The organism is Achromobacter sp. T5-5, assembly GCF_055397965.1.
Genome location: NZ_AP027919.1, coordinates 4,688,856 through 4,702,067, shown reverse-complemented (window position 1 = coordinate 4,702,067; position 13,212 = coordinate 4,688,856). Strand labels below are relative to the sequence as shown.

The window sequence follows — 13,212 nt, the reverse complement described above, 5'->3', positions numbered from 1 at the left end:
GCGGCAATGAGCCTATTGGACACTTTGGCCTCGATGGCCGGCGGCGGTCAGCAGGGCGGATCGGCCTCGCTGTTGCCTGCATTGATTGAGCAACTGAACAAATATCCCGGCGGGCTGACCGGCCTGATCGCCAGCTTCCAGAAGGGCGGGCTGGGCGAGATCGTGGCTTCCTGGGTGGGAACCGGCCAGAACCTGCCCGTCAGCCCCAGCCAGCTCGGCGCGGTGCTGGAACCCGGCGTCGTGGACGAACTGGCCGCCAAGACCGGGCAGGACACCACTTCCGTGCTGGATTCGCTGTCGGCCCTGCTGCCGCAGCTGGTCGACAAGGCCACGCCGGAAGGCGCGGTGCAGCCCGGCCAGCAATTCAATCCGGCGGACCTGCTCGGCTCGCTGTCTGGCCTGTTCGGCAATCGCGGATAAGGGCAGGGCAGTCTCCTGGTACATCCGCAGATCAAGTCCCGCCTGCGCCGGCGCCTGTTCCAGGCGCTGGCCCTGGGCGCGCTGGCGCCGCTGGCCGCCTGCTCGCCGCCGCTGTCCCTGAACGCCACCTTCCTGCAGCTCTGGCGCAGCCACGCGGACCTGACGCCCGACGATTGGCGGCTGCGTCTGCGCAGCTTCCGGCGGCTGGGCTGCCGCGAGATCTTTCTGCAATGGACCGGGCTGGAAGGCGGGCGCCCGGACGACTGGATGGCGCCCGGGACGCTGCTGGACACGCTGTTCGATGAAGCCGCGCGCCAGGGGCTGGGCATCCACGTGGGCCTGCCCTACGACCAGCGCTGGTGGGACGTGCTGGCCCGCGCGGACACGACGTCGCTGGCCGCCTACCTGGACCAGACGCGCGCGCGTGGCATCGCCTACATGCAGCAATCCGGCTGGAACGAGCGCCGCGCGTTCCGCGGATGGTATCTGCCGTATGAGCTGGAGCAGTACAACTGGGCGGCCGCCGAACGCCAGGCGCTGCTGGTGCCGTGGCTGGACGCGCTGTCGCGCGCGGCCCAGGCCACCAGCCGCGGAGTGCCCTGCATTTCCACGTATCACAGCCGGTTGCCGGGCGAGGGATCGCTGGCGACGCTGTGGAGCCATATCCTGGATCGCGTGGCCATCCATCCGATGATCCAGGACGGCGTGGGCGTGGCGGGCCTGGCCAACCTGCGTGCGCTGGCGCCGCTGCACGACATGCTGCGGGCCCGCCACGCCTCGTTCGACCTGATCCTGGAACTGTTCGAGGAACTGCCCTCGGGCGCCACCGATGGCTCGACCTTCAAGGCGCGCTCGGCCGACTTCGAACGCGTGCGCGAGCAATGGGAAGTGGCCCGAGGCTATGGCGCCAAGCGCATCGTGGCTTTTGCGCTGGACCCCTGGGTCATCGACGACACGCCCGAGGCGCGCGCGCTGATGCGGGCCTGGATGGACGCGCGGATCTGAAGCCGGCCGCGCAGCGTCAGTGAAAGCTGCGGCCGATGATCTCCAGCATGACCTCGTTGGTGCCGCCGAAGATGCGCAGCGCGCGCGCGTCGGCCCATGCGCGGCCGATGCCGACCTCGGCCATGTAGCCATAGCCGCCATAGAGCTGGAGCAGGTCATCCAGGATGCGGCCCTGCATCTCGGTGGCATTGAGCTTGGCGATCGCGGCCGTCGTGGCGTCCAGCTCGCCGTCCAGCATGCGCGCCAGGCAGTCGTCCAGGAAGACGCGCAGCATGGCGCTCTGGGCCCTTGCGTTGGCCAGCTTGAAGCGCGTGTTCTGATAGTCGATCACGCGGCGTCCGAACACCTTGCGGTCGCGGGTGTATTGCGCGGCCTGTTCCAGCATGCCTTCCTGCGAGGCCGCCGCGCGCAGCGCGATCGCCAGTCGCTCGCGCGCCAGTTCGCGCGTCATGATCTCGAACGCGGCATTGGGCGGGCCCAGCAGGCAATCGGCCGGCACGCGCGCCTCATTGAAGAACAGCTCGCAGGTGTCCTGGCTGTGCTGGCCGATCTTGGCCAGCGGCGCGCCCTTCGTATAGCCGGGCAGGCCTTCCTCCACGCAGAAGAGCGACAGCCCGCGGGCGCCCAGGTCGGGATCGGTGCTGGCCAGCACGATGGCCAGTCCGGCGTTGACGCCATTGGTGATGAAGGTCTTCTGCCCGCTGAGCACGTAGTGGTCGCCGTCGCGCCGCGCACGCGTGCGCACCGCCTTCAGATCGCTGCCTGCGTCCGGCTCGGTCAGCGCGATCGCGCCGATCGTCTCGCCGCGCGTCATGGCCGGCAGCCAGCGGGCCTTCTGCGCGTCGGTGCCGACGTTCAGCAGGTACGGCGCGACCATGTCGGAATGGATCGAAAAGCCGATGCCCAGGAAGTTCGCGCGGGCCAGTTCCTCGATCACCACGGCGGCGTGGCCGAAGTCGCCGCCCGGCCCATAGGGATCCGGCAGCGCGCAATTGAGGAGTCCTTCTTCGCCCGCCCGCCGCCATAACGCGCGCGGCGTCACGCCGGCCTGCTCCCACTCGGCGTAGTGGGGAGCGATTTCGCTGGCGATGAAGCGCTTGACCTGGTCGCGGAAAAGTTCGTGGTCGTCCCGGAATACGCGGCGCATGAGAGTCTTCCTATTTCTTGTAAGGGTCCGTGTCGCTGGCCTGGCCTTTCAGGACGGGCGCCTGCGGCGTGCCGGTGAGGAACAGGCTGTAGTGGTCGCCTGGCTGCAGGGCGGGCAGGGCAAGGGCTGGCGACACGGCCGCGCCGCAGCCGGCGACCAGCGTGGCGCTGACCGGGTTGATGGCGCGCGCGGCGGAACCGCCAGGATCGACGTCCTTGAACAGGACGGGGCCCGGCGGGCTGACCGACAACTGTCCGGCGCCGCAGTCCGCCGCGAGGTTGTAGAAGCGCAGTTCCGCCTTCAGCGCATCCATCGCGCCGGCGCTGTCGTCGATGACGCTGAAGGACAGCCTGCCGCCGTCGCGCCGCGGAACCAGTGTGCTGAACGTATCGGGCGCGACCTGCAGCGTGCCCGCGAGCTTGCCGTCGATGCGCACGTCGAAGGGCTGGTTGCCCTTCACGATGGCGTAGGTGGTGGCCTGCCTGTCAGGGCCGATCTCCTGGACCGGACCCTGCGCCACCTGCGCCTGCAGCGGATGCACGTGGGGGTTGACCACACGCACGAAGGACGAGCCGGCGGGCGGGCGCGCGGCATAGAGTTGCGCCAGCACGCCTTCGGCGGCGGCGCTGGCGCAGGCGGCCGCCAGGGCGATAGCGAGGGCGAGGTGATGGGTCGTGCGTGTCATGCTTGCTGCTCCGGTTTCTTGCTGAGGCGCGCTTCGAGGTACAGGCGTTCAAGCTGCTTGCGGTCCGCCTTGTCCGTGCTGGTGGTGGGGAAGCGCTGGCAGGCCAGCAGCTCGGAAGGAATCATGTAGGGGGGCAGGCGCCGGGCCAGCGTGTCTTTCCAGTCGGCGAGGTGCGCGGGCAGGGGCTGCAGGCCTGCCGGACCGCTCGCGGCCGGTTCCACGAACCCGATCAGCCGGACGATGGCCCCGTCGGGCCGGCGCAGCGCCACCGTCGCGCCGGCCCGCGCGCCGGGCAGGGCGGCAAGAGCGGCATCGATCTCGGCCAGCTCGATACGGTAGCCGTGCAGCTTGATCTGGTCATCGATGCGTCCGCGGAAGGTGACCCGTCCCTGCGCGTCCATCTCGCCCAGGTCGCCGCTCCGGTAGCCGCGCTTGCCGTCGCGCGTGAACATGCGCGTCGCGTTCAGGTCGGGACGGTTCAGATAGCCCCGCATGACGTGGTCGCCGGCGATGCAGATTTCGCCGTTCTCGATGAAGACGTCGGCGTAGGGCTTGGCGCGGCCGATCGGAAAAGGATTCGGCGCCGCCGAGCGCAGCGCCGGGTCGATCTCGACCCAGGTCGTGGAGCAGGTGGCCTCCGTCGGGCCATAGGAATTGACGATGCGGACCTGCGGAAACCTCTGCCAGATTTCCTCGGCCAGGGCCGGCGTGAGCGACTCCGCGCCGAAGACGAACACGCGCAGGTCTGGCAGGTGGACGTGGTCGAAGTCGGGATTGAAGAGCTGCTGCCGCACGAACGAGGGCGTGGACGCCCAGACGCCGATGCGCGTGCCCGCCAGGTACTGCACGAAGCGGTCCCGCTGCGCGATGGTCTCGCGCGGGCACAGCACGCAGGCGCCGCCCAGCGCCAGCGCGCCGACCCAGTTGAACAGCGAGAAATCGAAGCTGAACAGCATCTGGTCCATGAACACCGGCGCGGGGCCCAGCGCAAGGCAATCGCGTATCCACCCGGCAAAAAGCGCCACGCTCTCGCGGCCGATCTGCACGCCCTTCGGATCGCCCGTGCTGCCGGACGTGAACATGATGTAGGCCAGGCCGGTTTCGGCCAACGGGGAAGCGTCGCCCGCGGGAATGAAAGACTGCGCCTGCGCGTCGTAGCGCAGGCCGGCGCGGACCAGCTCGCCGATGCGCGCGATGCGCTCGGGCGGGTTGATCACGTCCACCGGCACGAAGGGCACGCCCAGGCGCAGGCAGCCCAGCATCGCCACCAGGAAGGCGGTCTCCTTGTGGCCGGAGATCACCAGCGGGACGTCGGACTGCGCGCCGGCGTCGCGCGCGGCCTTTTCCCACGCTTCGGTGGCCGCGCGCAGCGCGCCCCACGAGGTCGCGCCGCGCGCGTCCACCACGGCGATGGCGTCCGCGCCGCCCTGCGTGTCCACGAAATCGCAGGCATTGAAATCGAAACGCATGGTCCGGCCCTCCGCTCGGCGCGCGCTAGGCGCGGCCGTGCTGCGCGATGAAGGCGGCCAGCGTGTGCACCGATTCCAGGTGCACGTCGATCTCGGTGGGCGGGATCTTGCAGCCGAACTCACGCTCCACGGCGAGCGCCACGTCGACGGCGGCCAGCGAGTCGACCAGGCCCGATTCGATCAGCAGCGTGTCGGGGTCGACCTGGGTGAGGATGATGCCTTCGACGAGTTGCGCCACTTTGGCTTCGATAGCGTTGATGTCCATGGAATGCTCCGCGACCGTGTGTGCGGTCAGAATTGGAAGTAAAGGAACCGGGTTTCCTTGTGCAGGTTGACCAGGCAGAAAACCAGCAGCGCCAGCATGACCGCCATCCAGGCGAGGTTGGGGCGCCAGCGCATGAAGGCCTGCGGGGCCTCGTGCGGCTTGAAAAGGGCGGGCGACCAGCGGCCCAGGATCTGGTGCGAATTGGGCGTGAACCACGCGATGCCCAGCAGCACGGCGGCGTAGATGAACTGCAGGTGATGGCCGGCGACGAGGCGCCACGCATCGCCTGCCGCCAGGCCCGAGACATGCGTGGACAGGTCCAGCGCTTCCAGGCCGCGCGCGCCCGCCATGCCCTGCAGCAGCAGCACCGCATCGCCCACCCCGTGGGCGCGGAAAAACGCCTGCGCAACCAGCACCGCGACAAAGGTCACCAGCACGCAGAGCGCGCGCGTGGCCGGATGGGTGTTGCGCGCCGCCGCGGGCTTGCGGCCCACCACGAAGATGCGCCACGCATGGTTCACCGACAGGTACATCGCGTGCAGCAGGCCGAACACGACAAACTGGAAGCCCGCTCCGTGCCACACGCCCGCCAGCGTCATCGTGAAGAGCGTGGGCAACGCGATGCTGCCCGCAAAGCCGCCCGGCGTCTTCAGGCCCGCCGAGCCCACCGGCAGGTTGCGGTTCGTGCGCCACTTGTTCACGGCCACCGCTACCGGGTAGTACAGATAGGCGGTGATGTAGCGCGTCAGCGTCATGTGCCAGCGTGCCCAGAATTCGATGATGTTGCCGGCCTTGTAGGGCGAATTGAAGTTCAGCGGGAAGCGGATGCCGAACATCTTGGCCAGGCCCAGCGCCATGTCCGAATAGCCCGAGAAATCGAAATAGAGCTGCAGCGCATAGCAGAGGCTGGCGCCCCACGCGCCGAAGAACTGCAGCTCGCCCGGCGCCGCGAACCCGGCATCCGCATACGGCGCGATGCCGTCGGCCAGCAGCACCTTCTTGGCCAGCCCGATCACGAACAGCATCGCGCCCACCGAGAGGTTTTCGGCCCGGAACCGGTAATTCTCCGGCTGCGCGAACTGCGGCATCATCTCTTTGTGATGCAGGATGGGGCCGGCGATCAGGTGCGGAAAGAAGGTCACGAAGAGCACGTAGCTCAGCAGGCTGCGTTCCTTCACCACGCCCGCCTTGCAGTCCAGCAGGTAGCCGATCTGCGTGAACGTGAAGAACGAAATGCCCAGCGGCAGGATGATGTCGTCCGCCGTCGATGCCGTCATGCCCAGGTCGTTCAGGAAGTTCAGCAGCGTCGCGAAATACTTGTAGTGAAACAGCAGCGCCAGGTCGGCGCCCACGCCCAGGCCCACGATCAGCCCTTGCAGCCGGGGCCGCCCGGCGAAGTGCAATATCAATTGGCTGACGATGTAATTGAAGGCGATGGAACCGGCCAGCAGCACGACGAACTGCGGATTCCACCAGCCATAGAAGACCAGCGAGGTCAGGCACAGCCACAACGCCGCCAGCCGCACGTTCAGCGGCCCCAGCGCGTAGTACGCCGCCAGCGTGACGGGCAGGAAGATGAACAGGAACAGGTAGGAATTGAATAGCATGTCGGTTCGCTACGGGATGCGGGCCAGCAGGGCGATTTCGTCCGCGGTCAGCGGCAGCGACAGGGCGTTCTCCGAGAACTCCCAGATCACGAGCTTCAGGCTGGCGGGCCACTGCGCGCGCTGGTTCAGCGCCATCGTCAACGCGCCCGAGAACTGTCCGCCGTCCAGGCTCATGTTCCACACCTCGCGGCCCAGCCCCATGCCCAGGCGTTCGGCGAACTGGCTGCGGCGGCCGTTCGAGGTGCCCGCCAGCAGCACGTCCACCGGCGCCGGCTCGTCCAGCAGGCCGCCGCCGCGCACCGGCTCGATCTTCGCTTCCGACACCTGCTCCAGGTCGGGCCGCCAGCCGGGCGGCGCGCGCTCCAGGCCCGCCAGCACGATCAGGTCTCCCATGCGCGGCTGCGGCGCGGGCGCCGGATCGGTCTTGAACGCCTGCGTGCCCGCGCCGCCCAGCAGGGGCAGCGCCGCCTCGGCCACCCGCGCGGCGGCGGCCTGCGCGCCCTGGGCGTTCATGTGCACGTCGGTGCGGAAAAAGCGGGGCGCGGGGGCCGCCCGCAGCGCCTCGCGCAGGTCCACGAAGGGCACGCCGTCCGCGCGCAGCGCCGCCTGCCAGTCGTCCAGGACCTGGCGCATCGGTTGCGACACCGGCAGGCCGCAAAGCTGGCCGGATTCGATGCGCGACTTGTCGGGCACCGCGACGACCAGCACCTGGACCTGCTTGGCGCGCAGTTCCCGCACCCAATGCCGCATCAGCCGCAGACGTTCATTGAAGACGTGCACGCCGGGCGGGGGCCGCAGGCCGTCGCGGTAGAACAGCCATTGCGGGCAGCCCATCGCAACCTGATCGCCCAGGTCGCCCAGGAGCCGATAACGCAGCGCGGCGTTCCAGGTGTCGACGTCGGCCTGGCGCGGCAAGGCCAGCGCCCGGTTCAGCACGGCGCCCGCCGAACCGTCCAGCCAGGCGGACGGCGCCACGTCGGCCCCCGAGAGGCGGGCCTGCGCCAGCCGCCAACCGCCCCAGCCCAGGCCGGCCGCCAGCAGGATGGCGACGACGCAGGCGGTAAGACGGTGGCCGGCGTCCGGGCGGCCGGCAGTGTCCGGTTGGTCCGACGGTTTCACGCGCCTATTTCCCGAGCGCCGCTTTCATGCGGGCGCGCCAGGCGTCGGCGCTCATGAGGGAGGCGTTGTCCCACAGCCCGCGGGCGTCCGGGCCCTGCGCGTAGGTGGGCTCGAACATCTGCCAGACCAGCACCTGGGGCTTGTTCTGCTTGAACGCCGGCGACTCCAGGTACTCCAGCAGCATGACCCAGTGGCCCACGTTGCCGGGCTTCCAGTTCACCGACACCGGGCGGTCCAGGGCATTGGACAGCTTCTGCGGAAAGCCGAAGTAGGGCTGCACCATGCTGTGGCCGGTGACATGCACGGGCGCCGGCGTGTCGTCCAGCAGGCTCTGGCCCTCGGCCTGGCGCCGCACCGTGAAGGTTTCGCGGCCTGCCTGCTTGCGCTGGTCCGGCGTGAGAAAGAGCTCGGCCAGATCGCCATAGCGGCGCTCGTTGACGACGCTGCCCAACTGCATGCCCGTGCCGGGCTTGCCGGCTAGCGTCTTCACGTCCTGTTCGATACGCTGCGCCATCGCTTCGGCGGTGGCGTCGGCGGCCGCCTGCGTCCAGTGCTGGTCGGTGCGGTAGAAGACGTCCTGGCCGCCGTTCTTGACCCGCTGCAGCACCGCCTCGTCGTCGATGGTGGAAATACCGGCCTGCCGGAGCTTGTCCTGGATGGTCTGGTAGCGCTTCTTCACGTCGGCGCTGAGCGCCTTGCCGTCCGGCAGCTTGTCCTGATAGAACAGCGTCTTGTCCGGCAGCACCAGCACTTCGAGCTGGATGCCCCTGGCCGCCAGCGCGTCGCGCGTCTCGCGCACGAGCTGCGTGGACGCGTCGATGCCGCGCATGTCCACCTGCGTCAGGCTGCCCCAGCCGGGGAATAGCCAGTTGTCCTTGCCCTGGATCACGATGGACGATGCCTGCGGGGCCTGCTGCGCCTGCGCGGCGGCGGCGCAGGCCGCCATCAGGGCGGCCGACGCCAGCGCGCGGGCCAGGCCGGGCAGGGCGCGCTTCGGGAGGCGGTTTGCGAGGTGCATGCGAAGACTCTCCTTTGATGCGGGTCGGTGTGCCGTCAGTACGACAGGGTCAGATTGATGAACAGGCCCTTGGCCCGGTCGGCCTGCCCGCCGCCGATGTTGAAACGGTATTGGGTCGTCAGGTCCAGATAGGACATGGGCGCGGTGTAGTGGTCTTCCCGGAACCAGTAGCGCAAGTTGAAGCCCGGGCCGGCGCCCATCGACCACGAGGCGTTGTCGCCCAGCAGCCGGTAGGAGTCGGAACCGTCGATGTCAAAGCCCGTCACCCGGTTCTTGTTCCACAGCCAGTCCGCGCCGATCACCGCGTACGGAAAGAACACCAGGCGTTCGCTGATCGCGTCCACGCGGTAGCTGCGGCCCACGCGCAGTTCGCCGGCGCCGAAGGCCTGGTCGCGCTTCAAGCGGCCCGACGACTTTTCTCCGTCCACGCCCGTCGCGTTGTCGCGCAGCCAGAACTTCGCGGGCATGTCCTGCCACGAATAACCGGCCTGGACGTAGCCCTCCATCGTGAACCAGTCGGGACGGTCGATGCGCAGCGTGGTGCCTTCATAGAGTCCGTAGGTCACATAGGCCAGCCAGCCGCCGCTGCCGGCATCCGTCTGGTAGTGCGCGGTCTGGTTGTCGCGGTTGAGCGCGCAGCGCAGCGCCGCCGGGTCGGGGCTGAACGTGCCGCGGCGCGTGGCGCTGCCCAGGTTGAACTGGCGCTCCAGACCGAACGTCACGCCCACTTCGGTTGACGGGGTGAATCGCATGCCCAGCGAGCCGATGGTCGTGGGAATGCCGGAGATGCCCTGGTTGGTGGCTTCCTGGATGTCGACGGTGCCGCCGCACGGATCGGACACGGTCTGGCTGGCGGTCCTGCCGCCCTTGTCGTACAGGGTATTGGACAGGCGGCCATAGAGTTCGAAGGTGCGCGTCGACGAATTCAGGAAATCCGACGGCCGCCAGAAGATCTCGGCGGTGCTGAACACGGCGTCCCCGGGCACCGTGATGGCCGCGCCGCCCAGCCCGGACGACGCCGGCCGCGCGCCGCGGTAGCCGGCCGAGAAATAGCCGCCCCATTCGCGCGCCAGGCCGCCGATGGCATTGCGCGTATCGAATCGCTGCTGGGGCGTCAGATCGAGCTTGCCCGCATCGTTCTCGTCGATGGCTTCCTTGAGCCGATCCACGGCGCCCCGCTTGTCGCCCGTGCCGGCCAGCGCATAGCCTTCGTCCAGGATCACCGTGGGCGGGGCCTTGCCGGTGGCGCGCGCGGCCTGGAAGTCCTGCAGCGCCAGTCCGGGCTGGCGCATGCGCTGGTGCAGGTAGCCGCGCTGCATCAGCAGCGCGGGATCGTCGGGCTGCGCGGCCAGGGCCTCGCTCATGCGGGCATTGGCCTCGGCCAGCTGCGCGGGGCTGCCGGCCGCCAGCGTGGTGGTCAGCAGGCGCTGGTACTCCTTGTTGGCGGGGTCCTGCTCGACCGCCTTGCGCGCCTGGCGGATCGCTTCCGGGTAATCCTCGCGCGCATAGGCGGCATAGGCCAGCGACGCGGGACCGCCGCTGCCCGCGGCGTCCGACGGCAACAGCTCGCAGGACGTGCCGTAGGGCGTGTCGCGGCAGTCCTGCACCGGGGCGGGATAGTTGGCCAGCGTCAGGGTGGCGGGAATGGCGGGGCGGGCGCGCGCGCGTTTGATGCGCTGCGCCGCCGCCTCATCCTTGCCGCCCAGCGGTTCGACCAGCGCCAGCGCGCGCGCGTTTTCGCCGGCCGCCAGCGCCGCGTCGGCCGCGATCAGGCGCACGTTGCGCCGCTGTTCGTCGTCCAGCCAGTCCTGGCCGAGCGCCGCGTCGAAGTCCGCGTCGGCCTCTTGCGTCTTGCCCTGGCGCTGGCGCAGATAGCCGCGCATCAGCAGCGCGACCGTATTCTCGTCGTCCTGCAGCATGGCGTCCGTGGCGGCCCGCTCCGCCGCGTCGAGCTGGTTGTCCAGCATGAGGGCGGTGATCAGCAGCAGGCGGTGGCTGGGACTTTCCGGAGCCAGCGCGACGGCCTGCCGCGCGAGCGGCACGGCGTCGCCCGGGCGGTTGGCGATCAGCGCCTGGTAACCCGCCTCGGCCGGCTTGACCGCCATCCGGCGCTTGAGCGTCTGCTGGCGCGCGGCCAGGTCATTCCGGTTGGGCGCGCCCAGCGCCAGCGCCCGGGCGGCCGCCGCCTCGGCCTCGGCGTATTTGCCTTGCGCTTCCAGCGCGTCCAGCCACAGCATGGCCCAGGCGCCTTGTTTGGGATCGATCCGGAACGCGCGTTCGGCGCCGTGCTCGGCCGCGGGGTAGTCCGCGCGGTTGTAGTCCGCGTAGGCGCGGGTGGCGATCGGAAAGCCGCGCTGGTAGGCGCTGGCAGGCCTGGCTGCGGCGGCCGGTCGGGCCGCGTCAGGCCGCGCCACGTCAGGCCGGGCCGCGGCGGGCCGCAGGTTGGCGCGCGCCTGGCGCAGGGCGGGCGTGTCCAGGCCGCTGGCGATGGCGTCGGCGGCCGCCTTGTCGGCTTCCTGGATCTTGCCCTGCTTCTGCAGGGAATAGATCAACAGCAGCCGCAGGCGCTCGACGTCGGGGCGCAGCACGATGGCCGATTCGGCCTGCTGCTGCGCCAGCGCATAGTTGCCCGCGTCGTAGTTCTTGTAGCCCTCGTCGGCGAACTGCCACGCGGCGCCTTCCAGCGGCGCTTCGGTCCTGGCCTGGGCCTGGACGCCCGCAGGCGCCGCGGCCCAGGCACAGGCCAGGGCGGCGGACAGAACGAGCGATCGGGGAAGAGACATCATGGCGCAGCGGGTTTGGTGCCGGGGGCGGCGGGCGGTTCGCCTTGTCCGGCCTGTTGGAACTGGATGGCTTCGTGCAGCGTGCCTTCGTCCAGCCAGCCTTGTTCGGTCAGGATCTGGCCCAGCGGCTTGTTCTCGCGGGCCTGGATCTCCAGCGCCCGTTCCAGCGTGGACTGGTCGATCGCCTGCCAGGACAGCAGCAGCTCGCCCAGCCGCTGGCGCTGCTGCGCGAGCTGGTCCGTGGACGGGAAGTCGTGCATGGTCTTGTCCCACGCCAGCCGCTTGCCCGTGATCAGGTGGCCGATGAACAAACGCCAGGCCCGCGCCGCCGCCATGGCGTTGATGAAGTTGCCCACGATCATCCGGGGAATCGACAGCAGGGCATGTTCCCAGCCGTACATCCGCCCGACGAAATAGGCGCGCTGCACCACGCGCAGCAGCAGCGCGACGGCATTGGCCCACATCAGCGTCACCAGCCAGCCGCCGGGCCGGAAGTAAGAGGGGTAGTACACCGTCCACCAGCCAAACAGGTCGGCCAGGTAAAAGACAAAGAAATTGGCCAGCAGCACATAGGCCAGGATCGCAATAAAGGACGTGACCAGGCCCTTGCGGTCGCGGAACAGCAGGTACCGGGTCGCGAGCGATCCCGTCCATCCCACCTGCTGCCAGCCTTGCAGGCCGATCCCCAGCGTCCAGCGCGCCTTCTGCCGGTAGGCGGTACGGAACGTGTTGGGAAAATACTCGCGCACGCCCAGCGGCATGCGCAGGGGCGCGACGCGTTCCTTGCCCATGCCGAACCAGGACTGGCGGCGCGTCACGTATTCGACGGGGAATTTGCCGAAGATCTGGCGCATGCCGCGCTGGGCCAACCGCGCGCCGATGTCGTAGTCCTCGGTCAGCGTGTCCGTGTTGAACGGTTGGTTGTTCGTCTCGGCCGCCAGCTCCAGCAGCGCGCGGCGCGAAAAGCACGTGCCCACGCCCGCGGACGGCACCATCTTGGACAGGCTCTCGCGCACCACCAGGTCCTTGGTGTGCCATTCCGCGAACTCGTCCATGTAGGTGCCCGCCACCAGCTCGTACCAGTGCCGCTCCAGCGACGTCACGGGAAGCTGGATGAAGTCGATGCGCGGCAGCAGGTAGTTGTAGTACTTGAGTTCCAGCGGGTGCAGCACGTCCTCGCTGTCGTGCAGGATCACGCCGGCAAACGGCACGGGCTGCTTGGCATCCTGCGCAAAGATCGCCTGCACGATCCAGTTCAGGCAATCCGCCTTGCAGGTCGGGCCGTCGTGCGGCACTTCCACGCGGACCAGCTGGCGGTAGCGCCGCCGCATCCGCTCCACTTCCTTGATCGTGCGCTCGTCGTTCCGGTAGGTGCCGGCAAAGATCATGTAGTTCTTGTATTCCAGCGTCGACACCATGGTCTCCAGCATCGACGCGATCACGTCGTATTCCAGCCAGGCCGGCACCATGATCGCGAGCGGCTGCTCTTCCTTGGCGCGAAGCTGCGCGGCGGTCAGCGGCGTGTAGCGGCGCTTGATGGTCAGCGACCGCCACAGCTCGCGCACCCAGTACCAGCCGTCGATGAACAGATCATCCAGGCTGGACAGCAGGATGATCACGCCCACCACGGCGGTGACGACCTCCAGGCCGCGGTAGTAGTCCGCGATCAGGTAGGGCCAGTAAAGCGAGGACAT

11 protein-coding genes are annotated in these 13,212 nt (G+C 69.0%); 2 read left to right on the top strand and 9 right to left on the bottom strand.

Annotated features, from left to right (window positions below):
• The first annotated feature begins 6 nt into the window (after positions 1-6).
• A complete protein-coding gene (locus ACZ50Q_RS21370) occupies positions 7-420 on the top strand; it encodes a YidB family protein (protein ID WP_076519513.1) in 414 nt (137 codons plus the stop codon).
• Positions 421-435: 15 nt separating this feature from the next.
• The gene (locus ACZ50Q_RS21365; RefSeq protein ID WP_464082025.1) at positions 436-1,425 is read left to right on the top strand and encodes a DUF4434 domain-containing protein; all 990 of its coding nucleotides are present in this window, start codon (positions 436-438) and stop codon (positions 1,423-1,425) included.
• A gap of 16 nt (positions 1,426-1,441) precedes the next feature.
• Here ACZ50Q_RS21365 and ACZ50Q_RS21360 read toward each other — a convergent pair whose 3' ends face one another.
• From ACZ50Q_RS21360 to ACZ50Q_RS21320, 9 genes are read right to left on the bottom strand one after another with little or no spacing between them, the layout of a single operon-like run.
• A complete protein-coding gene (locus ACZ50Q_RS21360; protein ID WP_464079489.1) occupies positions 1,442-2,572 on the bottom strand; it encodes an acyl-CoA dehydrogenase family protein in 1,131 nt (376 codons plus the stop codon).
• A 10-nt stretch (positions 2,573-2,582) separates the two neighbouring features.
• A complete protein-coding gene (locus ACZ50Q_RS21355) occupies positions 2,583-3,257 on the bottom strand; it encodes an alginate O-acetyltransferase AlgF (protein ID WP_464079488.1) in 675 nt (224 codons plus the stop codon).
• Positions 3,254-4,726: an AMP-binding protein gene (locus ACZ50Q_RS21350; RefSeq protein ID WP_464079487.1), complete on the bottom strand. Its 1,473-nt coding sequence runs from the start codon at positions 4,724-4,726 to the stop codon at positions 3,254-3,256. The genes ACZ50Q_RS21355 and ACZ50Q_RS21350 overlap by 4 nt, the downstream gene beginning before the upstream one ends.
• A 25-nt stretch (positions 4,727-4,751) precedes the next feature.
• On the bottom strand, positions 4,752-4,991 hold the full coding sequence (locus ACZ50Q_RS21345; RefSeq protein WP_464079486.1) for an acyl carrier protein: 240 nt from the start codon (positions 4,989-4,991) through the stop codon (positions 4,752-4,754).
• A 26-nt stretch (positions 4,992-5,017) separates the two neighbouring features.
• On the bottom strand, positions 5,018-6,598 hold the full coding sequence (locus ACZ50Q_RS21340; protein ID WP_464079485.1) for an MBOAT family O-acyltransferase: 1,581 nt from the start codon (positions 6,596-6,598) through the stop codon (positions 5,018-5,020).
• 9 nt (positions 6,599-6,607) lie between these two features.
• The gene (locus tag ACZ50Q_RS21335; protein ID WP_464079484.1) at positions 6,608-7,717 is read right to left on the bottom strand and encodes an alginate O-acetyltransferase AlgX-related protein; all 1,110 of its coding nucleotides are present in this window, start codon (positions 7,715-7,717) and stop codon (positions 6,608-6,610) included.
• Between the two features lie 4 nt (positions 7,718-7,721).
• Positions 7,722-8,735: an alginate O-acetyltransferase AlgX-related protein gene (locus tag ACZ50Q_RS21330; protein WP_464079483.1), complete on the bottom strand. Its 1,014-nt coding sequence runs from the start codon at positions 8,733-8,735 to the stop codon at positions 7,722-7,724.
• 35 nt (positions 8,736-8,770) lie between these two features.
• Entirely contained in the window at positions 8,771-11,521 is a 2,751-nt protein-coding gene (locus tag ACZ50Q_RS21325; RefSeq protein WP_464079482.1) for an NfrA family protein, read from the bottom strand.
• A complete protein-coding gene (locus ACZ50Q_RS21320) occupies positions 11,518-13,212 on the bottom strand; it encodes a glycosyl transferase family protein (RefSeq protein ID WP_464079481.1) in 1,695 nt (564 codons plus the stop codon). Before ACZ50Q_RS21320 ends, ACZ50Q_RS21325 begins: the two co-directional genes overlap by 4 nt.

Excerpts from the sequence above, each read along its gene's own strand:
- ACZ50Q_RS21370 (WP_076519513.1), top strand. The coding sequence starts at position 7 with ATGAGCCTATTGGACACTTTGGCCTCGATGGCCGGCGGCGGTCAGCAG.
- ACZ50Q_RS21360 (WP_464079489.1), bottom strand. The coding sequence starts at position 2,572 with ATGCGCCGCGTATTCCGGGACGACCACGAACTTTTCCGCGACCAGGTC.
- ACZ50Q_RS21355 (WP_464079488.1), bottom strand. The coding sequence starts at position 3,257 with ATGACACGCACGACCCATCACCTCGCCCTCGCTATCGCCCTGGCGGCC.
- ACZ50Q_RS21350 (WP_464079487.1), bottom strand. The coding sequence starts at position 4,726 with ATGCGTTTCGATTTCAATGCCTGCGATTTCGTGGACACGCAGGGCGGC.
- ACZ50Q_RS21345 (WP_464079486.1), bottom strand. The coding sequence starts at position 4,991 with ATGGACATCAACGCTATCGAAGCCAAAGTGGCGCAACTCGTCGAAGGC.
- ACZ50Q_RS21340 (WP_464079485.1), bottom strand. The coding sequence starts at position 6,598 with ATGCTATTCAATTCCTACCTGTTCCTGTTCATCTTCCTGCCCGTCACG.
- ACZ50Q_RS21330 (WP_464079483.1), bottom strand. The coding sequence starts at position 8,735 with ATGCACCTCGCAAACCGCCTCCCGAAGCGCGCCCTGCCCGGCCTGGCC.
- ACZ50Q_RS21325 (WP_464079482.1), bottom strand. The coding sequence starts at position 11,521 with ATGATGTCTCTTCCCCGATCGCTCGTTCTGTCCGCCGCCCTGGCCTGT.
- ACZ50Q_RS21320 (WP_464079481.1), bottom strand. The coding sequence starts at position 13,212 with ATGTCCTCGCTTTACTGGCCCTACCTGATCGCGGACTACTACCGCGGC.